At 70.3% G+C, this 20,051-nt stretch carries 19 protein-coding genes; 13 read left to right on the plus strand and 6 right to left on the minus strand.

The features are described from left to right. The first annotated feature begins 9 nt into the window (after positions 1–9). Genes ACWGLC_RS08515 through ACWGLC_RS08535 form a run of 5 tightly spaced genes read left to right on the plus strand, consistent with a single transcriptional unit; the run spans position 10 to position 4,087 of the window. On the plus strand, positions 10–471 hold the full coding sequence (locus ACWGLC_RS08515) for an SRPBCC family protein (RefSeq protein ID WP_230929468.1): 462 nt from the start codon (positions 10–12) through the stop codon (positions 469–471). Continuing rightward, entirely contained in the window at positions 468–1,355 is an 888-nt protein-coding gene (locus tag ACWGLC_RS08520; protein WP_452099469.1) for a hypothetical protein, read from the plus strand. Before ACWGLC_RS08515 ends, ACWGLC_RS08520 begins: the two co-directional genes overlap by 4 nt. A 37-nt stretch (positions 1,356–1,392) precedes the next feature. Further along, positions 1,393–2,142, plus strand: a complete 750-nt coding sequence (locus ACWGLC_RS08525; RefSeq protein WP_452099470.1) for a lysophospholipid acyltransferase family protein — start codon at positions 1,393–1,395, stop codon at positions 2,140–2,142. Positions 2,143–2,146: 4 nt separating this feature from the next. Beyond that, the gene (locus ACWGLC_RS08530) at positions 2,147–2,644 is read left to right on the plus strand and encodes a polyadenylate-specific 3'-exoribonuclease AS (protein ID WP_452099471.1); all 498 of its coding nucleotides are present in this window, start codon (positions 2,147–2,149) and stop codon (positions 2,642–2,644) included. 36 nt (positions 2,645–2,680) lie between these two features. Next, positions 2,681–4,087: a class II 3-deoxy-7-phosphoheptulonate synthase gene (locus tag ACWGLC_RS08535; protein WP_230929464.1), complete on the plus strand. Its 1,407-nt coding sequence runs from the start codon at positions 2,681–2,683 to the stop codon at positions 4,085–4,087. Positions 4,088–4,116: 29 nt separating this feature from the next. Here the strand turns inward: ACWGLC_RS08535 and pknB are convergent, their stop codons facing one another. Continuing rightward, positions 4,117–6,369, minus strand: a complete 2,253-nt coding sequence (gene pknB, locus ACWGLC_RS08540) for a Stk1 family PASTA domain-containing Ser/Thr kinase (RefSeq protein ID WP_452099472.1) — start codon at positions 6,367–6,369, stop codon at positions 4,117–4,119. 98 nt (positions 6,370–6,467) lie between these two features. Between pknB and ACWGLC_RS08545 the strand changes: the two genes are divergently transcribed. Next, positions 6,468–6,833: an Rv2175c family DNA-binding protein gene (locus tag ACWGLC_RS08545; protein WP_230929462.1), complete on the plus strand. Its 366-nt coding sequence runs from the start codon at positions 6,468–6,470 to the stop codon at positions 6,831–6,833. Here the strand turns inward: ACWGLC_RS08545 and mptB are convergent. Beyond that, positions 6,802–8,475 (minus strand): polyprenol phosphomannose-dependent alpha 1,6 mannosyltransferase MptB, encoded by a 1,674-nt coding sequence (mptB, locus tag ACWGLC_RS08550; RefSeq protein ID WP_452099474.1) that lies wholly within the window; start codon positions 8,473–8,475, stop codon positions 6,802–6,804. The two genes, ACWGLC_RS08545 and mptB, sit on opposite strands and share 32 nt — an antisense overlap. Before the next feature lie 2 nt (positions 8,476–8,477). Then, on the minus strand, positions 8,478–9,548 hold the full coding sequence (locus tag ACWGLC_RS08555) for a polyprenyl synthetase family protein (protein WP_452099475.1): 1,071 nt from the start codon (positions 9,546–9,548) through the stop codon (positions 8,478–8,480). 105 nt (positions 9,549–9,653) lie between these two features. Between ACWGLC_RS08555 and metF the strand changes: the two genes are divergently transcribed. Next, on the plus strand, positions 9,654–10,631 hold the full coding sequence (gene metF / locus ACWGLC_RS08560) for a methylenetetrahydrofolate reductase [NAD(P)H] (RefSeq protein WP_452099476.1): 978 nt from the start codon (positions 9,654–9,656) through the stop codon (positions 10,629–10,631). A 76-nt stretch (positions 10,632–10,707) separates the two neighbouring features. Here the strand turns inward: metF and ACWGLC_RS08565 are convergent, their stop codons facing one another. From ACWGLC_RS08565 to ACWGLC_RS08575, 3 genes are read right to left on the minus strand one after another with little or no spacing between them, the layout of a single operon-like run. Further along, positions 10,708–11,436 carry an LppM family (lipo)protein gene (locus ACWGLC_RS08565; RefSeq protein ID WP_452099477.1) on the minus strand — a complete coding sequence of 243 codons (729 nt, stop codon included), beginning with the start codon at positions 11,434–11,436 and terminating at the stop codon, positions 10,708–10,710. Beyond that, a complete protein-coding gene (locus ACWGLC_RS08570) occupies positions 11,433–13,019 on the minus strand; it encodes a phytoene desaturase family protein (RefSeq protein WP_452099478.1) in 1,587 nt (528 codons plus the stop codon). Before ACWGLC_RS08570 ends, ACWGLC_RS08565 begins: the two co-directional genes overlap by 4 nt. A 1-nt stretch (position 13,020) precedes the next feature. Further along, positions 13,021–13,602, minus strand: a complete 582-nt coding sequence (locus tag ACWGLC_RS08575; RefSeq protein ID WP_452099479.1) for a GNAT family N-acetyltransferase — start codon at positions 13,600–13,602, stop codon at positions 13,021–13,023. Positions 13,603–13,694: 92 nt separating this feature from the next. Between ACWGLC_RS08575 and ACWGLC_RS08580 the strand changes: the two genes are divergently transcribed. The 6 genes from ACWGLC_RS08580 to ACWGLC_RS08605 all read left to right on the plus strand — a co-directional run bounded on the left by ACWGLC_RS08580 (position 13,695) and on the right by ACWGLC_RS08605 (position 19,985). Continuing rightward, positions 13,695–14,120, plus strand: coding sequence for an SAV_6107 family HEPN domain-containing protein (locus ACWGLC_RS08580; protein ID WP_452099480.1), 426 nt, complete (start codon positions 13,695–13,697; stop codon positions 14,118–14,120). Between the two features lie 174 nt (positions 14,121–14,294). Then, the gene (locus ACWGLC_RS08585; RefSeq protein WP_452099481.1) at positions 14,295–14,714 is read left to right on the plus strand and encodes a DUF3040 domain-containing protein; all 420 of its coding nucleotides are present in this window, start codon (positions 14,295–14,297) and stop codon (positions 14,712–14,714) included. Between the two features lie 855 nt (positions 14,715–15,569). After that, positions 15,570–16,046, plus strand: a complete 477-nt coding sequence (locus tag ACWGLC_RS08590; RefSeq protein ID WP_452099482.1) for a division/cell wall cluster transcriptional repressor MraZ — start codon at positions 15,570–15,572, stop codon at positions 16,044–16,046. Between the two features lie 171 nt (positions 16,047–16,217). After that, positions 16,218–17,240, plus strand: a complete 1,023-nt coding sequence (gene rsmH, locus ACWGLC_RS08595; RefSeq protein WP_452099483.1) for a 16S rRNA (cytosine(1402)-N(4))-methyltransferase RsmH — start codon at positions 16,218–16,220, stop codon at positions 17,238–17,240. Then, complete coding sequence (locus tag ACWGLC_RS08600) at positions 17,237–18,046, plus strand: hypothetical protein (protein ID WP_452099484.1); 810 nt, start codon at positions 17,237–17,239, stop codon at positions 18,044–18,046. Before rsmH ends, ACWGLC_RS08600 begins: the two co-directional genes overlap by 4 nt. 25 nt (positions 18,047–18,071) lie before the next feature. Further along, positions 18,072–19,985 (plus strand): peptidoglycan D,D-transpeptidase FtsI family protein, encoded by a 1,914-nt coding sequence (locus ACWGLC_RS08605; protein ID WP_452099485.1) that lies wholly within the window; start codon positions 18,072–18,074, stop codon positions 19,983–19,985. Positions 19,986–20,051 lie beyond the last annotated feature (66 nt).

The raw sequence follows: 20,051 nt of genomic DNA on the forward strand, positions 1-20,051 counted from the left end.
CTAGAGCGTATGAGCGACGACAACGGCGTGCCCGAGGTCTGGCCGACCCGGGACTCCACGGTGGTCGCGGCGACGCCCGAGGACGTCATGGCCGTGATCTCCGACTTCCCCGCGTATCCCGAATGGTCCACGTTCATCCAGCTGGCCGAGGTGCAGTCGATCGGGCCGGACGGCCACCCGGACCGCGTCCGTTTCGAACTCGAGGCGGGCGCCATCATCGACGAGTACGTGCTCGCCTATTCGTGGTCGGAGGACGGCAGGGCTCTCGAGTGGCGCCTCGTGAGCTCGGCACTGCAGAGGTCGCAGCACGGTAGCTACCGGCTCGAGCCGGTGGAGGGCGGGACGCGGGTGGACTACGAGCTCGAGATCGAGCTGGCGGTCCCGGTCATCGGTAGTCTGCGCACGCGCGCGGAACGCCGGATCCTGGTGGGCGCTCTGAGTGAACTCAAGCGGAGAGTCGAGGCCGGGTGAAGGACACGCGTGTTGTCGTCGTCATGGGTGGCGACCCCACCGACCGCGCGGAGCGGACCGCCGACGTCATCTCGCGGACCGGGGGGACGGCGCTAGTGCTCACCGGACACCCGGACGCGGTGGATTCGCGACTCGACAGCACCGAGGGCGGCACCGTTGAGGTGCGCGTCGACGACCCCATGGCGCGGCTCGAGGCCTACACGTCCGGTGCCGCGGATCCCCACGACGACCTGCTGGCGGCGCTGGCGGCCGGGGGCGACTCCCCGCTCTCCGCGGTGCTGGGGTGGGAGTACGCCCGTCGGGCGACGGCGGCCGGCTACTGGGACGTGGTGGTGGTGGAACTCGACGGCGATCTCGCCGCGGTCCGGCGGCTCGCGTCCGCGGGCGAACTGGCGTCGTTCGTCGAATCCAGGTGGCCGGCGCACGTGCGGTTCGCGTCCATGGCCGCCGGGGATCTCGCCGACGTGCGCGTGCGGGAGGCCCACCGCCTGGCGCAGCTCGCCGCCGACGTGGCGAGCTTCCTCGCCGGACCCGTCGAGGTGACAGTGGCGGGGCGGGCGCCCGAGCGGACCGTGGCGATGGCGGAGCTGGCACGGGGCGGGGTGCGTCCGCAGATCGAGGCCGACACCGACGGGTCCTACGTCGTCGCCTATCCGTCCCCGACCATGCCGTCCGGCCCGGCCGCGGTCGACGGCGACATGCTCACGCTGGACCACGACGGGTTCCGGGCGGTCCTGCCGCTACCGGCACTGTTGTCGCGGTGTGTGCTGATCGGCTCGGGATATGACGACGCGACCGGCCGCGTGGTGGTGCGTTTCGAGCCCGATCCGGATCTGTGGCCCCCGAACCTCGTACCGTCCGGCTTCGTCGGCCGGGCCGGGTAATATCCGCGATCAACACGATCAATCGACACGAGGAACGGTGACCAGGTTGCTGTACTGGCTGTTCAAGTTCGTACTCATCGGACCCTTCCTCCGATTGACCAGCCGGCATGTCGTCACCGGGAAGGAGAATTTCCCGCGCGAGGGTTCGGCGCTGCTGGTCGGCAACCACCTGTCCGTCGGCGACTGGCTGTTCATGCCGCTGCTCATGCCGCGCCGGGTGACGTTCCTGGCCAAGAGCGACTACTTCACCGGGACCGGCATCAAGGGCATGCTGAGTCGTCTGTTCTTCGCCGGGTCGGGGCAGCATCCGATCGACCGCACCAACGCGGACGCCGCGCAGGCCGCGTTGAACGCGGGACTCGAGGTGCTCAACAAGGGCGAGATACTGTGCATCTACCCGGAGGGGACCCGCTCGCCGGACGGGCGGCTCTACCGCGGCAAGACCGGCCCGGCTCGCCTCGCCATGAAAGCCGGGGTTCCGGTCATCCCGATCGGTGTCACCGGGACCGGCGACTACATCCGCGCGATCTGCAGGCTGCGGCCGGGCCGTCGCGCCGAGGTCCGGGTCATGGTCGGGGAGCCCCTCGACATCACCCCGTGGGCCGGTCGTGAGGGGGAGCGCGCCGCCGAGCGTGAGATCACCGACGAGTTGATGCGCAGGATCCAGGCATTGACCGGCCAGGAGTATGTCAGTGGCGTCTATGGCGCGGACATGAAGAAGCAGTTCGATGCCGTCCGCGATTCCGGACACAACCTGCTCGACCAGCCGGTCGACGGGCAGAGCTGACCCGGTGCGTTACTTCTACGACTGCGAGTTCATCGAGGACGGCACCACCATCGAACTGGTGTCGGTGGGTGTCGTCGCCGAGGACGGGCGCGAGTTCTACGCCGTGTCGACCGAGTTCGACGCCGGTGCCGCGGGCCCGTGGGTGCGCCGCAACGTGCTGCCCAAGCTGCCCAACCCGTCCTCGTCGGCCTGGAAGTCCAGGTCGCGGATCCGCGACGAGCTGTACGAGTTCGTCACCGCCCCGCCCACCGGTGGCGTCGAGATGTGGGCCTGGATCGGCGCCTACGACCACGTGGCGGTGTGCCAGCTGTGGGGCGATATGACGGCGCTCCCGGCGGCGATGCCGCGGTTCACCCGCGACGTCCGGCAGCTGTGGGAGATGGCGGGCAAGCCGGACCTGCCCTCTCATCCGGGCGGGGAGCACGACGCGCTGGCCGACGCCCGGCACGCCCTGATGCGCTTCCGCGCCATCGCCGCGAAAGCGCCCCACCTGGGCCTCTGAGACCGGCGGTCGCCGCTGTCGCGTATTCTCGCCGAGGTGAGCAACTGGACAGTCGACGTCGACATCGCACAGCTTCCCGATCTGCCCCCGCTCTCTTCTGAGCTCGACAGGAAGTTGGCGGACGCACTCTCCCGGCCGGCGCTCCAGCAGCCGTCGTGGGACCCCCAGCACGCTGCGGCGATGCGCAAGGTCCTCGAGAGCGTCCCGCCGATCTGTGTCGCCTCCGAGGTCGAGCACCTCTCGGACCGGCTGGCCGAGGTGGCGCACGGGCGGGCATTCCTGCTCCAGGGCGGCGACTGCGCCGAGACCTTCGAGGCCAACACCGAGCCCCACATCAAGGGGGTCATCCGCACACTGCTGCAGATGTCTGTCGTCCTGACCTACGGCGCGTCGCTGCCCGTGGTCAAGGTCGGACGTATCGCCGGCCAGTACGCCAAGCCCCGTTCCGCGGACCGCGACGGTACGGGTCTGCTGTCCTACCGCGGTGACATGGTCAACGCGCTGGAGGCCGACGAGGCCGCCCGGGAGCACGATCCCTCGCGTCTGGTCCGTGCCTACGCCAACGCGGCGGCGGCCATGAACCTCGTCCGGGCGCTGACCGCGTCAGGCACCGCCGACCTGCACCGTGTCCACGAGTGGAACATGGAGTTCGTCGCCGGCTCGCCGGCCGGCGCCCGCTATGAGGCGCTGGCGGCCGAGGTCGACCGTGGTCTGCGCTTCATGGACGCCTGCGGCGTCTCCGATGAGAACCTCCGGTCGGCGGACATCTTCTCGTCCCACGAGGCTCTGGTCCTGGACTACGAACGCGCCATGCTGCGTCTCGCCGACGACGGCACCGGATTGTCCGGAGACGCCGAGCCGGGCCTGTACGACCTGTCGGCCCACTTCCTGTGGATCGGGGAGCGGACCCGTGGAATCGACGACGCGCATGTGGCGTTCGCGTCGATGATCCAGAACCCCATCGGGCTGAAGATCGGTCCCACCACGAGCCCCGAGCTCGCCGTCGAGTACGTCGAGAAGCTCGACCCGGACAACCGCCCGGGCCGCCTGACGCTGGTCTCCCGGATGGGCAACGACAAGGTCCGCGAGGCGCTGCCGCCGATCGTCAAGGCCGTCGAGGCGACCGGGCACAAGGTCATCTGGCAGTGCGACCCTATGCACGGCAACACGCACTCCACGTCGAACGGTTACAAGACCCGCCACTTCGATCGCATCATCGACGAGGTCCAGGGGTTCTTCGAGGTCCATCACGCGATCGGTTCGCACCCGGGCGGCATCCACATCGAGCTGACCGGTGAGGACGTGACCGAGTGTCTGGGCGGCGCCCAGGACATCTCGGACCTGGACCTGGCGGGCCGCTACGAGACCGCGTGCGACCCCAGACTGAACACCCAGCAGTCGCTGGAGCTGGCCTACCTGGTCGCGGAGATGCTCCGCAGCTGAGGGATCGACCGCCGGCGCTGGGCTGTGTCTCAGCCCAGCGCGTCGATCTCGATCTCGGTTCCCCGGGCCACGACACGGCCGGGGAGGGGGCTCTGCCCGTAGACGATCCCGCTCGAGGTGCCGGTATCGATCGACACACGCAACCCCGCGTCCTCTAGCGTGCGGCGCGCATCCGAGGCGCGGGAACCCAGCACGACGGGCACGGTGACGGCATTCGAGGGCACGATCCTTAGGACGGCGTTCTCCGGATCGAGGCGAGTGCCGGAGGGCGGGTCGGTGCGGACGACCCTGCCGTCGCCGATCCGGCGATCGGTGACGGGCGCTTCGCGCACGACCGTGAAGCCGGCCTCGGTGAGAACCTCGGCCGCCTCGTCGACGGGCACGTCCCGGATGTCGGGCACGGTCAGGGCATTGGACACCAACAGCGTGACGCCGTCACCTCGTGCCACGTCCTCGCCGGCGTCCGGGTCGGTGCCCACGGCCAGGCCGCTGTCCACCTCACCGTCGTAGATCCTCTTCACGTTCGACACGGTGAGGCCCGCCCCCTCGAGAGCGGCCCGCGCCTGATCCTCCTCGAGCCCGACCACGTCCGGCACGGTCACCGGCGCCGGCCCGGCGCTCGTGAGCATCTCGACCCGGGTCCCCACGTCGACGGTCGTACCCGAGCCCGGCTCCAGCGACACCACCTGGCCGATCGGCACCGAATTGGAATGGGTGGTCTGCCCGGCCATGGGTTCCAGAGAATGCTCGCGCAACATCGCCGACACCGCCTCGACGGTCCGATCGGCCCCCACGTCGGGCACCACCGGTCGCCCCACGGACACCAGCAGGTCGACGGTGTCGCCGCGCACGACGCGTTCTCCGGTACCGGGGTCGGTGCCCACGAGCGCGTCCGGCGGTATGTCGTTGCTGAACGCGTCGCGGGTCGCCGCCGTCAACCCGACCGCGGTGACCGCCTCCGTGGCCTGCCCCACGGACATGCCCTGCACGGACGGGACCTCGACGAAGCGTCCCGACCCGAGCCACCACCCCGCCACGGCGACACCGATGGCGGCGGCCAGCACCACGATGAGCCATAACAGTCCCCGTGACCGCCGGGGCCGGATCTCATCCCGCCCCGGTGCGACCTCGAGTTCGCCCGGGGGGTAGGGGCCCGCGCCCGCGCCGTGCCAGTGCTGGGGTTGCCCGGGGGCGGGTGCCACGGGCGGCGGGCCGTCCCTGGGCTGATCGCCGTGAGGCTGTCCCTCGGGCGCCGGGACCGCCCTGGTCTCCACGCGTGTGGGAACGGGCCCGCCGGCCCGCCGGAGGGCCTCGCCGCTCTCGCGGTCCGCGGCGTCGAACTCGGACTCGCTACCGGGAGCCGACCGCGCGGCGTTGGCCCGGGCCCGCGACCACGACGACTGCCGCGGCGCCGGGACCACGTATTCCGGGAACCGGCCCTCGCGCGCGGCCCGGTCGAGGTCGCTGATCATCTCGCCGGCGTCGGCGTACCGATCCTGGGGGCTGCGCCGGGTGGCGCGCAGGATCAGGTGGTCGAGATCCTCCGCCACGCTGTCAGCCTGGTCGGAGGGGGAGGGGACGTCCGTGTCGAGGCGCCGGTAGGCCACGGCGATGTTGTTGTCCCCGCTGAACGGCGGCTCACCGGTGAGCATCTCGTAGGCCAGCACGCCCAGGGAGTAGAGGTCGGAGCGGCCGTCGGTGTCGGCACCGGAGATCTGTTCGGGCGAGAGGTAGGCGGCGGTGCCCATGACCACGCTGCTCGAGGTGGCCCGCGACTCGGCGACCGCGCGGACCAACCCGAAGTCGGCGAGTTTGACGGAGCCGTTGGTGGAGATCAGGACGTTCTCCGGCTTGATGTCGCGGTGGACCAGGCCGGCCTCGTGGGCCTCGCGGAGCGCTCCGAGCAGCGGGCGCAGCACCGCTGCGGCGGCGTACGGCGGCATGGGACCGCGCTCGTCGAGCAGTTCGCGCAGGGTGCCGCCGGGCACGAGCTCCATGACGAGGAACGCGGTATCGCCCTCGACGCCCTGGTCGAAGACCTGAACGATGCCCGGGTCGGACAGCCGGGCGGCGGACCGCGCCTCGAGGGTGAAGCGGTCGACGAACGCGCGATCGCCCGCGAGGGTCGGGTCGAGTAGCTTGACGGCCACGTGACGGTCGAGCCGCTCATCCGTGGCCAGATGGACGGTCGACATGCCGCCGCGGGCGATCACGGCATCCAGCCGGTATCGCCCGTCGAGCAGGGCGCCCGGCCGTGGAATCTGCCCGTCAAGAGTGCTCATACAGTCCATTCTGCCCCTCCAGCCTCCCGAGCGGTATGTCCGGCGGGGAGTCGGCCGCGGTGGTGCCCGACGAGCGGCGGACGACTAACCTGGTGAGCGTGAGTAAAGTTCCGCACTGTGACGACGTCTTGTCCGCCGACGTCGAGACCGTCAACCTGCCCGACGTGTCCGAGAGGTTGGGAATCCCGGTCACCCGGGTGCACGACCTGCTTCGCGAGGGGGCGCTGATCGCCGTCCGTCGCGCGGGCGTCGTGGTGGTGCCGGAGGTCTTTTTCGACGACGACCAGGTGGTGCGCTTCCTCCCTGGTCTCGTGGCGGTCCTCAGAGACGGGGGATTCGGCGATACCGAGATCCTGCAGTGGCTGTTCGAGGAGGACGAGTCACTTCCGGGCCGGCCGGCTGACGCCCTGCATGGTCACGCGGCGCGTGAGGTCATGAGGCGCGCTCAGGCGATGGCGTTCTGACGTCGGGACTTCTACTGTCTGCGGTTGCGCGCCACCACCACCAGCAGGCGGCGAGAGAAGCGGCGATCGCAGCCCCGGCGATGGCGGGGCTGTAGAGACTCGTCGAGCCGTTGGGGCCGATCGCCATGAGGAGGAATACCGTGGCGCCCACGGCTGCTGTGGTCGTCCGCGGCCCGGGACGGCCGAGGAACCAGAACGCCGTCACCCAGACGTGGTACCACGGCCAGGCCAGCGAGTTCAGGACCACGAACGCCAGCAATCCCACGAGGATGCCGCGTAGCGCCGAGCGGGTGTCGCGGCGGCTGAACCACCAGATCGCGATCAGGGTCAGGGCCAGGACGACCCGCCCGGCATCGCGGGAGACCGCGAGGATGTCGGCGAAGCCGGGGGTGCCGGGTAGCGCGTGGACGAGGTGCGCCACCGCGGTGGGGGCACTGAGGTAGTTGATGACGCGGTCGGAGACCGAGATCGCGTTCACCCATCCGAACCCGGTGCCGGAGGCGATGGTCGCCAGTACGAAGACGATGGCGGCCACCGCCGCCGCGAGCGCCGTGTCGGTGATCGCGCCAACGAGCGGGCGCATGCCCGGCCGGCCCGGCCTCCCCGGCGCGGGGGAGGTGCGGCGACCGTCGAGGGCGATCCACAGCAGGAACGGGGCGACGATCACCGCGGTGGCCTTGAACGCGACCGCCAATCCGACCGCCACCCCGGCCCAGGCATAACGTCGATCGAGGGTGAGGACCACCGCGCCGAGGCACGCGACGAGCGGGAAGACCTCGTTGTGGAGCCCGCCGGACAGGTGGATCACGGTCAGCGGCGAGGCGCCCGCCATCCATACGGCCGCACCGGCGTTGACGCCGATGCGGCGGGCGGCTGCCACGATGAGCACGAGCATTGCGGCGACGAAGACCAGGACGAGTACCCGGAGGATCAGGATGCCGACAGCCGGGTGCCCGCCGGACATCGCCACGACGATGCGCATCAACGACAGATGTAGAGGGCCGTAGGGCGTGGGGGTGGACTGCCAGTCGGGACTGACCTCGGTGGTGAAAGGGCCGGGGTTGGCTTCGGGGCCGAACTCGTAGGGGTCCACGCCGGCGCCGGTCATGGCGCCCTGCGCGAGGTAGGACCAGGCGTCGCGGCTGAACAGCGGGATCGCGGGGAGCATGGGCAGAGACCACAGCGCCGTGGCCCACGCGGCGTCCCGGACGGGTAGACGCCCCGCCACCGCGCGGGGTCCGAGCGCGAGCCAGGAGGTGACCAGCAGCGCCACGCCCAGCCAGCAGAGGATCATCGCGAGGGTCGCGCCGTGGCCGAAGGTCAGGCCGGGCAGTCCCAGAGCGACGGCGGGCCCGCCGTCGACGGGGACGGCGCCCACGCCGAAGCCGGCGATGGTGAGGACGACCGATCCCACGATGCCGCGCCACAGGGCGGGCCCCGAGGGGCCGGAGAACGCCGCACGCGCCGAGCGGGAGGTCGCGCCCGCGAGTCCGGCGAGGCGGGATCCCGACCTCGTGGCCGACGGCGCCGCTCCCGACGGTGCCGCTCCCGACGATGTCGTGCCCGACGACTCGGATGACGACGACGACAACGCCTGCGCCCAGGTCCCGTTCACCGGGTCGGGCTCGTTGGCCGAGGGCACGATCACGCCTGCCGACGGGTGGCGGCCGCGGCCAGGTCGCGCAGGTTCTCCCGGCCCCGGTTGGTGATCGCGGCGGTGTCGATGGCGTGCAGCGCACGGGTGGTCAGTGTGTCGATCTCGGCCTCGACGGAGGCCACCGCACCGGAATCCACGAGGATGCGGCGGGCCCGGTCCAGCCGGGCTGCGTCGATCTCGGTCCCGAGCACACCGAGGAGGAAGTCCGCGTCGTCTTTGGCGGAGAGGGTTGTGGCACGGGCCAAGAGGAGGGTGCGCTTGCCCTCACGGAGGTCATCGCCCGACGGCTTACCGGTGATCTCCGGGTCGCCGAAGACGCCGAGCATGTCATCGCGGAGTTGGAACGCCTGGCCCACGGCCACGCCGAACTCGCGGAGCGCCGCGATCGTCTCCGGCCCGGCGCCGGCCAGCTCGGCTCCGATGTGTAGCGGGCGTTCAACGGTGTACGCGGCGGTCTTGAACCGATTGACGCGAGCGGGGGTGACCTCGTCGGTCGCGCCGGAGGCCTCGGCGAGGATGTCGAGCATCTGCCCGGACAGGACCTCGGTCTTCATCGCGTACCAGGGACCGAGCGCACGGGACAGCGCACCGGGGTTGACGCCCGAGGTCACGAACATCTCGTCGGCCCAGGCCAGAGCCAGATCGCCGATGAGGATCGCCTGGGAGATCCCGTAACGCTCGGCATCGCCGTCCCATCCGGAATCGCGGTGCAGCGCCTCGGCGGTGCGGTGGATGGTGGGCCGACCGCGGCGGGTGTCGGAGGCGTCGACGATGTCGTCGTGCACCAGCGCGCATGCCTGGATGAGTTCGAGGGCGGCGCACGCGGTCACGACCTCATCGGGGACCGCTGCTCCGTCGGCGGCGGCCGCGGTCCATCCGGCCAGCGCGAACCGCGGACGCATCCGCTTGCCGCCGTCGGTCACGAAGTCCGACAGGAGGCCGGCCAGACGGTCCACCCGGTCATCCACACCGGCCACGACCTCGCGCCGCCCGTCGAGATGCCGGCGGAGCGCTGTGAGGACGCGTTCTCCGTCGTCGGGGCGAGTCGTCGGGGCCAACGGGCACCATCCCTTCCGGGCGTCCGGTCCGGTCGCCCTCGTCGTCGTCAATCCTAGTCTCCGGGCGGAAACAGTCCCGGGCACGTGTCGGGCTACGCTGGTCCGGTGACCCAGCTCTCCGACTTCGACCCGACGGACGGCGGCCGGCACCCGTGCATCGTGGAGCGCATCGCCGCTTCCACCACCCCCAGGGTTCCGTTCTCCGTGGAGTTCTACCCGCCTCGCGATGAAGCGGCGGAGGAGCGGCTCTGGCGTGCCGCCTCAGTGTTCTCCGAGCTCGGGGCGGCGTTCGCCTCCGTCACCTATGGCGCCGGCGGCTCGACGCGCGATCGCACGGTTCGAGTGGTTGAGCGCATCGTCCGCGAGACCGACATCGTGCCCATCGCGCACCTCACCGCCGTCGGACACACCGTCGACGAGTTGCGCGAGATGATCCGCGTGTACGGCGAGGTCGGGGTCTCCAACATCCTGGCCCTCCGGGGGGACCCGCCCGGGGACCCGCTGGGGGAGTGGGCAGCGCACCCCGAGGGTCTGCATTACGCGGAGGAACTGGTCCGTCTCATCCACGAGGTGGGCGATTTCCATGTGGGCGTGGCGTCGTTCCCGGAAGGGCATTACCGCGCCCGCGACCTGGACCACGACACGGAGGTGCTGGTCGGCAAGTTGCGTGCCGGGGCCGAGTATTCGATCACCCAGATGTTCTGGGATGTCGACGACTACCTGCGGCTGCGTGATCGAGTCGTCGAGGCCGACCCGGAGCAGGGTGCCAAGCCGATCATCCCGGGGCTGATGCCGGTCACGAGTCTCCGGGTGGTGCGCCGCATGGTGGAGTTGTCCGGCTGCGAACTGCCGACCGGATTGGCGGAGCAGCTCCGGCTCGCGGCCGGTGACGGCCCCGAGGAGAACCGGGCCGCCGTGCGTGAGGTGGGGATCGGGTTCGCGACGCAGCTCTGCGAGCGCCTGATCGCCGAAGGCGTGCCCTGCCTGCACTTCAACACCCTGAACTTCTCGCGGGCCACGCACGAGGTCCTGGCCAACCTGTCGATGGTGCCCGCGGTGGGCGCCTCGATCGGCACCGCCTGACCCCCGACACCCGCATCCACAGGAGCGCCGCGCCGGTCGGACCGGCGCGGCGCTGTTGTCGTCCCGTAGGCAGTGGTCAGCGCGACAGCCGGTCCGTGCGAGCCCTCGAGGTGCGGGCGGCGAGCACCGTGCCGATCGACACCAGAAGCGCCGCGCCGATGCCGACGATCATCCACACGGCGAATCCGCGCGCGGCGGGGTCCGGGTAGGAGGATGACGCCTGCATCCGTGTGATGGACCCCGGCGCCGGCGTCCAGCTGACGGAGTTCCCGGTCCCGATCGTCCCGTTCGTCTCGCTGATGCGGTTGGGGAAGGTCAGATCGACCCGTGTGGTGGCGGACTCCGCACGATCGGCGGGGAGCCCCGACAGGTCCACGGAGCCGCTGAACGATACGGTGTCACCGCTGCGGCGGAAGCTCATGGAATAGGGGCGCGCCCCTTCGATGTCCACCGCGAGCGAGAGGGTGTCCATCTCGGCGAAGGTCAACTGGGTGAAGTAGATCTCCCTGCCGGTGAATCCGTCCGCCGAGTACGGGGTGATCCGGACCTTCTGCTCGAGACCGGACGGCGTGCCCAGTCGCTCCAGTGCGGCGGCCTGCGCGGGCTGATCGGCGGCGATGAGTATCCGGCCGGAGACCGTGTCATCCTTCCGGACGCTCATCTGCGCGTTGAGCTGGAGGCATCCGGTGAGGACGAACAGCATCGTGACCAGTGCCGTGACACCGGCCAGCCGCCGGGCCAGGGAGCTACGTCCACCGGCGGCGTGTGCGGTAGCGGTCGGATGAGGTTCGGTCACGTCCGTCATTCTGCCCGTGCCCCGCGGCGGCGGCGTGTCGACGTGCCGAGTCGCCGACCGACAAGCCGAGCGACCGTCCGGCCGCTGGTCCCGATGACACCGCCACCGGGATGGGTCGATGCACCCGCCAGGAAGACGCCGTCAGCCCCCGGTACCGCGTAGCCGCGCAGGTCCGGATGGGGACGCATGGGCAACATCTGATCCAGCGACATCTCGACGTGCATCACGTTTCCGCCGATCAAGCCCAGTTCGCGTTCGAGATCCTCGGGGGTCTGGACGTGGCGGTGGACGACCGAGTCGGCCAGCCCGGGCGCGAACCGGTCCGCAGCCGCGATGATCCGGTCGGCTTCGTCCGGGCCGGCCGCCGCCCAGGACCGGCCGTCCGCGAGGTGGCGGGGGTGCCACTGCGACCACAACGTCAGTTCGTGTCGGCCCTCGGGGGCGAGTGACGGATCGAGCGAGCTGAAACTCATCGCGAGGACCGCGGGGTCCGCGTCCAGCCCGCCGGCCGCGGCGACACCGTGGCGACGGTCCAGGTGGCGACGATCCGTCACCAGGAACTGGAGGCCGCGAGCGCTCGATTCGACGGGGACACCGGGGTACCGCGGCAGGTCGGTGGTGCCGAGCCTGACGACCATGCCCAGCCCGAACCCGGGGCGGATCCGCCTCCGCCAGGCGTCCAGCGTCGAGGCCGGGAGCACGTCAGTGAGGAGGTCGAGCGTGGTGTGGACGTGGCAGGCCGACACGACGGTGGAGCAGGAGAGCGTGAGGCCCCCCTCGGTCTCCACGCGCCATCCGCGTCCGGACCGGCGGATCGCGGCTGCGCCGGCGCCGGCGGTGATGGCGCCGCCATTCGTGCGGATCACCGAGGCGAGGGCATCGGCCAGGGCTCCGGAGCCACCAATCGCCCGGCCCGGTGGGATCGTGTGCATCAGTGCGGCGAACCCGATCATCGGGGCCGTGGCCGGATGCGACATCGGGGGACCGGACTGCGCCCCGAACCACGAGAGAGCGGCCTTCAGCCGCTCCGAGGTGAAAGTGGCGTCGAGGAGCGCGTCCCCCGACGACAGGAATGTCTGGACAGCCCCGAAGGGATCCCGGAAGTCCTCCACTCCGAGGAACGCCGAACCCAGGCCCGCAGCACTCGGTCGCACCGCGAAGCCCTTCATCATCCGCCCGGCCAGCACCTCCCACCGACTGACGAACGCGCGGTACGCCTGTGCGTCAGCCGTTCCGCAGGCTTCGGTGATGCTCGCGCAGGTCGCGTCGAGGTCGCGGTGGAAGACGATCGGCGGTTCGTCCGTCCCGGGCGGCGCCGGCGCGAAGCCCCAGGGATCGCAGTCGACGTAGTGCAGGCCGTGCGAGGCGAGATCGAGCTCCTCGGGGATGCTCGTGTGGCGGATCATCAGATGCGCCGACGAGCCGCGATCGGTGAGATGACCCGGGTAGCGCTCGACGGTCGACGTCGCGCCACCGATCACCGTGTCCTTCTCCACCACGTGGACATCGAGACCGGCAGCGGCGAGGTAGGCGGCGCAGACCAGTCCGTTGTGGCCGGAACCGATCACCACCACGTCATGACCGGTGGACAACTCAGTCCTCCTGCTCGGGCAGAGGGAGGGGACGGGAGAGCACCGCGAACGGCCGGGCGTCGCCGTCGAAGCGGTATGACCTCAGCACGTCACCGAACCCCAGTGAGCGGTACAGCCTCCATGCCCCGTTGCTCTCATCCTCGACCTCGGGGGTCGACAGCAGGACCGTGCTCTCGGGGCGGTCGGAGAGGAACTCCCGTAGAAGGGCCGTGCCGATTCCTCTGCCCTGGTGGGAGGGTGCGACGTGAAGCTCGGTCAGTTCCACGTAGTCCTCCGGCAGTGAGCCGTCCCGCCCCCGGAGACCCCGTGAGACCTGCTCGTACCACCATTGGCCGGGGGCGCCACGGTAGCCGTAACAGATGGCGATCAGCGGCCCCCGCGACGGCCCGAGCAGCCGCCGCCTGGGGGTTTCGAACGCGGCCACGCCGGACCAGCCGTCGCGGCGACTGTGCTCCAACCACGCCGCAGCCCGCGAGCGGATCACCTGGGGTGGGTAGCCCATCGCGTCGACGTAGACCCCGAGCGCCTCGGGAAGTCGATCTCTGAAGTCGGCCGCGTCGAGCCGGGTGATCACCGTATCCATCCGCTCCATCTCACCACGAGCGTGCGTCGCGCGCCCCGGGTTGTGTCGTACCCCGGCGATAGCGTGCGGACATAAGCGGAGAGACGGCAGAGATGGGTGGTGCAGTGGGCATGGAGAAGGTCACCGGATTGAGGGTCGCCGGCGCAGGCTGCACCCGGGTGTCTCTGGGGAGGGCCGAACGAGCCGAGTCGCATCGTGGCCGGGCGATATCCGCCGTCACGCCCGAGGACCGGTTTCTGGAGGCGTACCGCGCCGCGCGCTCCGCCGCAGGTGCGCTACTCATCCCCGGCGCGAGGAAGCGTGGCCCGTCCGACGTCTGGCACAGGCTCGCCGTCGAAGTGCCCGAGATGAGTGAGTGGGCGGCCGCGTTCGGGGGATACTCGTCGCTGGCGGCCGCCGTCGAGGACGGACTACCTCGGACTGTGCAGCCCCGGATGGCCGATGATTTCCTGTGGGCGGTCGGCCGCTTTCTTGATCTGGTGGACCAGCGGCTGGGGGTTCTCGGTCCTGCTGCCTGATCGGTCGAGTGCGCTGGCCGGGGGGATTCCGGTGCTTCCCGGGAATCCCAGTGGTCAGCACGGCGTTGCCCTCGTATGATGGGGAGAGCCTTGACCGGCTGATTCCCGAACCGGTCGGTACGTACCGACTTAGCCGGCCGCGCTCGTCTACGCGAGCACATGAAGGAGGTCGAAGTGCCCCTGTCCGAGCACGAGCAGCGCATGCTCAAAGAGATTGAGAGCGCGCTCTACGCCGACGACCCGAAGTTCGCGTCGTCCGTTCGCAAGACCGGCGCGACCGGCGTTCGTCGTCCCACCGGACTCGTCGTGGGACTCGGCATCCTCGGTGTGGCCCTCCTCGTCGGCGGTCTGGCACTCGATTTCAAGCCCGGAGGCTTCCCGGTCCTCAGCCTCGTCGGTTTTCTCGTGATGTTCGCCGCGGGGGTTCTCGCGCTTCGTTCCAGGCCGGGGCCGACTGCCGCCGGTCCGAAGAAGGCCGGCGGCCCCCGCATGCCGGGTGGCGGCCGGGCTTCGTCCTCCGGCGGGGGAGACGGCCGGTCGTACTCCACTCGCATGGAGGACCGTTTCCGCCGTCGCTTCGAGCAGGGCCCATAGCCGCCGGAATACCTTCCAGGGAGGGGTGAGCGCAGTCGCGCTCGCCCCTCCTTTCTGTTGCCGAACCCCGCTACTGACCGTTGCGGCGGCGCAGGAGGATGCCGATCCCGGCCCGCAGCGGAGGTTGCGCCCCACGCGTCCCCACTCGGCCGGGGTCGCCCCACTCATCCCCACTCGGCCGGGGAACGCCCCATGCGTCCCCACTCGGCCGACGATTGCCCCACTCATCCCCACCAGGCGGAGTCTGCCCCGGGTCGTGGCCGCCCCCCACCGAGCCCCACCTGGCGGATACCCGCTTCATCTCGCATCCCGGCGTACGTGTTGAGAGGGCACAGAAGTAGCGCATCACGCGCGCGTGTTCTCCTGCTGATTCCGCAGGTCACCGCGGTGCCGGGAGGAGTGGCCCCGCAGTTGTGGCCGCACCAAGCAGGCGGGGTGAGCTGGCGGAGTGGGCCCTAGCAGTCGCCGGCCGGGTCGGATGACATCACCCCGGCGTGCGGCGATGCACGCCATTTTGTGTCAACCGGGGGCCCGGGTACCGAGAGTCCAGGAAAGGGCCCTGACCTGGGGTTCCGGGGCGCCCGCCCCGCCTCCCCACTTCCTCCCACGCTTGATGTCCCGACAGGCCCTTATTGTCGCTCCAGTCCCATTCGTCACTCCTGGAGCGTGATTCTGGCTGCGGTCGCCGTGATCGCAGCCGGGCGCCGCAGACGGGCTTCGAGAAAATTAGCGTTGTGAACTGCGGTTACGCACGCCAGTGGGGCGAAGTGGGGCTCAGGCCTTGTTTGTGGGGCATTGTGGGGTACAGTGGGGCACGCAAGGAGATCGAAGGGCCTGAACCCCAGGAGGTGGCGGGTGACCGACACCGATCCCGTCGACTCCGGACGCGAACGAGCCTTTGTCGGGTACGGGACCCACCGTCCCAAGCTCGACGACAAGGGGCGACTGACGATCCCTGCCAGATTCAGGCCTGGTCTGGCGGACGGGGTGGTCGTGTGTGGGTGGTTCACCAACACGCTGTCGGTTTTCCCGGAAGACGAGTTCGACGCACTGGTCAGAAAGGTCCGGCCGACCGCCAACCTCAGTGAGAGGCACATGGCGTTCTTCCGGCTCCTGGTGAGCGGCGCGGAAGTTCAGCAGTTGGACTCGCAGGGGCGGATCTCCATCCCGGCGAGTCAGCGGAAGTACGCGGGTCTCGGAAAAGACTGCGTCGTCAACGGTCTCGGGGAGCGTCTCGAGGTCTGGGACGCTGACGCGTGGGACCGCTACAGCGAAGAGAACCTGCCCGTGTTCTCCGAGATGGAGGGCACCTCCCTCGGGATCGAATTCTGATCCGGGGGAGAGGGCACGAGAAGAGGAACGACCGCACGACGGACGGAGCCCCCCGGCCCCTGCCCGGCACCACCCTGACGTACTTCCCCAACGCCAGGTGGGTACCGGACGGGGACCAGGGGGCTCCACCACAACCGGAGCGCACACCCATTCCGGATGCGAGGAGGCGAGATGGCAACAGAGCCCGATGCCGACCGCGACGACGCGCGCTCAGGGCACGTTCCCGTCTTCCTCGCGCGGACCATCGAGCTCTTCCGTCCCGTCGTCGACGCCGCCACCACCGAGGAGCGCCGCCCCGTGATCGTGGACGGCACGCTCGGGCTCGGCGGACACACCTCCCATCTCCTCGCGGAGTTCGAGACCCTTCGGGTGCTCGGGGTCGACCGCGACCCGGCCGCGCTCGACATGGCCACCCGCCGGCTCACCGCCTTCCGTGACCGGTTCACACCGGTGCACGCTCGTTTCGACGACTTCGACGCGGTGCTGGCCGCACTCCCGGCAGATTCCAGGGATGACGCCGGTCCGGTGATCGACGGCATCCTGCTGGACTTCGGGGTCTCATCGATGCAGCTCGACGTGGCGGACCGCGGCTTCGCATACTCCGTCGATGCGCCGCTCGACATGAGGATGGATCCCACGACGGGGCCCACCGCGGCCGACATCCTGGCCGACTATCCGCGTGACGACCTGGCGCGGATCTTCCGCGTCTACGGCGAAGAGCGCTTCGCACGTCAGATCGCCGCCGCGATCGTCCGCCGTCGCGACACCGACCCTCTACGCACCAGTTCCGAGCTCGTGGAGTTGCTCTACGACACCATCCCGCAGGGGGCGCGTCGGACCGGCGGACACCCGGGCAAGCGCGTCTTCCAGGCGCTGCGGATCGAGGTCAACGCCGAGCTGGAGGCGGTGGAGAACGCCGTACCCGGGTATCTCGACCTCCTCCGCGGGGGAGGCCGTGCCGTGTTCATGGCCTACCACTCGCTGGAGGACAAGATCGTCAAGCGCGAACTGTCCACGCGGACCGCGTCCCGGACCCCGGCAGGGCTTCCGGTCGAGCTGCCGGGCCACGGCCCGGAGTTCGCAGCCGTCACCCGTGGAGCGGAGAAGGCGTCACCGACGGAAATCGATCACAACCCGCGTTCGGCCTCGGTCCGAGTGCGATGCGTCCGGCGAATCGACGGGAGAATCCCATGACGAGCACCATCGACACGGCCGGAGCCGATACCCGGACCGCGGCCCCGGCACCCGCTGGACCTGAGCTCGACGGACCGGCACCGGCGAGGCGCGCAGTCGGTCTGCGGCGCAAGCCGGTCACCCGCTCGGTCCGCGGTCGACGCACCGTCGTCGTCCCCGCTGAACGGCTCAGCGCAGCTGAACTCGCCGCGAGAGTGCCCTTCGTCGTCGTACTCCTCCTCGTCATCGGCGCCGGCGTCGGAGGCACCCTCCTCCTGTCCGCGCAGACCACCCAGGACACCTACGACCTCAAGAACGCCCGTGACGCCAACGTCGAACTGGTCGAACGGATGGAGTCGCTCCAGGCCTCCAACGAGCGTGCCCGGTCGGCGGAGGTTCTGGCGCAACGTGCAGAGAAGCTCGGCATGGTCGGGGTCGCGAGCGCGCCGATCCTCACCAGGGGGTCGGACGGGGTCATCCAGATCGTCGGTGAGCCCGAGGCGAAGCTCGGCGCGCCGATCAAGCCCCTCCAACCTGCTCCGGTAGCGTCCGAGCCGCCGAAGACGTCGGAACGCGACGGCTTCGACGCACCACCCGCCCAGGCCCCCCAGGACCGTGCACCCCGAGGGGTCTCGCCCGTCCCGTACCCGCCGATGTCCGGCCCGCCGGCGCCGCTCGCGGCACCGGCTCCGGCACCCGTGGCCGACCCCGTCCCGCAGGCCCCCGCCGCACCGGCGGAGCCCGCGCCACAACCGGATGCCCCCGCGCCCGCGCCGACCACCGGCGACGTCGCCACCCTGGCCCCCGTGCCCGGACAGCCCTTCTGACCGACAGAACCCGAAAGGCCTCTCGATGACCGACCGACGCACCCCGGGAACGGGCCGAGGGGGCCCCTCAGGCGCCCCGCGCGGCGTGCCGCCGGGAACCGGGCGGCCACCGAACCGGTCCGGACGGATCCGCACCACCGCCTCCACCGATGGGCGGTTCACGTTCATGCGGACGCTGTTCGCCATCATCATGGTGGTCGCCCTGGTCAAGTTGCTGTGGGTGCAGACGATCGGCGGCACGGAACTGGCCGCCCGCGCGGAGAGCCAGCGGCAGGTGCACCAGGTGCTGCCTGCCACCCGCGGCTCGATCGTGGATGTCAGCGGCGACCCGATCGCCTTCACCCGCGAGGCACGCGATCTGTCCATCCAGCCGAAGGTGGAGGAGGCCAACGCCGAGGAGCGGCGCAAGCTCGACAGCACCAAGCCCGGCTGGGACGAGCTGGTCGACGACATCGCCGACGAGTTCGAGAAGGTCCTCGGTGACTCCGTCGACCGGGACGAGATCGAGGCCAAGCTCGATTCGGGCGGCGGCTTCACCTACCTGGTCCGCAATGTGGACGTCACGCAGGCCAACGAGATCACCAAGAAGTTCCCGATGATCGGCGCCGAGCGCGTGGACATCCGTGAGTACCCGGGCGGCTCGCTCGGTGCCAACGTCGTGGGGGCCACGACGAAGAGCGACGAGGGCAAGCTCATCGGACTGCAGGGGATCGAGGCGTATTTCAACGACGCCCTCGACGGCGAGGACGGGCGCCAGACGTTCGACCGGGCCCAGGACAACACGGTCATCCCGGGCACGCTGCGCAACGTCTCCGAACCCCGGGACGGCGACACCGTCCGACTCACCCTCGATGCTGACCTCCAGTGGCACGTGCAGAAGGCCATCCAGTCCGCCAAGGACTCGTCCGGCGCCGAGAACGCCTCCGCCGTCGTCCTGGACGCCCACACCGGTGAGGTCCGGGCGATGGCCAACGACAACACCTTCAACCCGGCCGTGGGGATCGGGACCGAACTCGAGCGCGGGGCCGACCTCGGCAACCCGGCGATCACCTCGCCGTTCGAACCCGGCTCGGTCCAGAAGATCATCACCGCCGCCGCGGCGATCGAGGCCGGCCTGACCGACCCCGACGAGGTCCACTCCGTCGACGGCAGCATCAGCATGGAGGGCGTCACGGTCGCCGACGCGTGGGAGCACGGCCCGACCCCATATACAACCACCGGGATCTTCGGTAAGTCCTCCAACGTCGGTACGCTGATGCTCGCCCAGCGGGTGGGCAAGCAGCCGTTCTCCGAGTACCTGGAGAAGTTCGGGCTCGGCCAGCGGACGGGGATCGCGCTCGCCGGAGAGTCAGAGGGGCTCGTGCCGGACCTGCAGAACTGGCAGGGCGGCACGTTCGCCAACCTCCCGATCGGCCAGGGCCTGTCCATGACCACCCTGCAGATGGCGGGAATCTACCAGGCCATCGCCAACGACGGCGTGCGGGTCCCGCCCCGGATCGTGGCAGAGCAGGTCGGCCCCGACGGTGCCGCTGTGCAGACCGAGCGCCCCGAGGGGGTGCGGGTGGTGAGCGAGGAGACGGCCCGCACCGTGCGGGACATGTTCCGCGCGGTCGTCCAGTCGGGTCCGGGTGCTCAGGCCGGCACGGGCCCGCAGGCCGCTCTCGCCGGCTATCAGATCAGTGGCAAGACCGGAACCGCCCAGCAGATCGATCCCGGTTGCTCCTGCTACTCCAACTCGCGGTACTGGATCACCTTCGCGGGGATCCTGCCGGCCGACGACCCCGAGTATGTGATCGCGATCATGCTCGACGCGCCGCAGCGTGGGGCACTCGGCGCCTCCGCCGCACCGTTGTTCCACGACATCGCCTCGTGGCTGGTCAACAGGGACAATATCCCGCCGTCCGCGCCTGCCCGCGAACTGATCCTGCAGGCGCAGTGACCGCAGCGCGGCAGGGTAGCGTGTAGCGAGTTCACGGGAGGGCGCGAGCAAGGAAGGCAAGGCGAG

The organism is Dietzia sp. NPDC055877, from assembly GCF_053615975.1.

Bases quoted from the DNA above. Each gene is read 5' to 3' on its own strand.
- ACWGLC_RS08565 (WP_452099477.1), bottom strand. From the start codon at position 11,436: ATGACGGACGTGACCGAACCTCATCCGACCGCTACCGCACACGCCGCC.
- rsmH (WP_452099483.1), top strand. From the start codon at position 16,218: ATGGCAACAGAGCCCGATGCCGACCGCGACGACGCGCGCTCAGGGCAC.
- ACWGLC_RS08580 (WP_452099480.1), top strand. From the start codon at position 13,695: ATGGGTGGTGCAGTGGGCATGGAGAAGGTCACCGGATTGAGGGTCGCC.
- ACWGLC_RS08600 (WP_452099484.1), top strand. From the start codon at position 17,237: ATGACGAGCACCATCGACACGGCCGGAGCCGATACCCGGACCGCGGCC.
- ACWGLC_RS08575 (WP_452099479.1), bottom strand. From the start codon at position 13,602: ATGGATACGGTGATCACCCGGCTCGACGCGGCCGACTTCAGAGATCGA.
- ACWGLC_RS08605 (WP_452099485.1), top strand. From the start codon at position 18,072: ATGACCGACCGACGCACCCCGGGAACGGGCCGAGGGGGCCCCTCAGGC.
- pknB (WP_452099472.1), bottom strand. From the start codon at position 6,369: ATGAGCACTCTTGACGGGCAGATTCCACGGCCGGGCGCCCTGCTCGAC.
- ACWGLC_RS08515 (WP_230929468.1), top strand. From the start codon at position 10: ATGAGCGACGACAACGGCGTGCCCGAGGTCTGGCCGACCCGGGACTCC.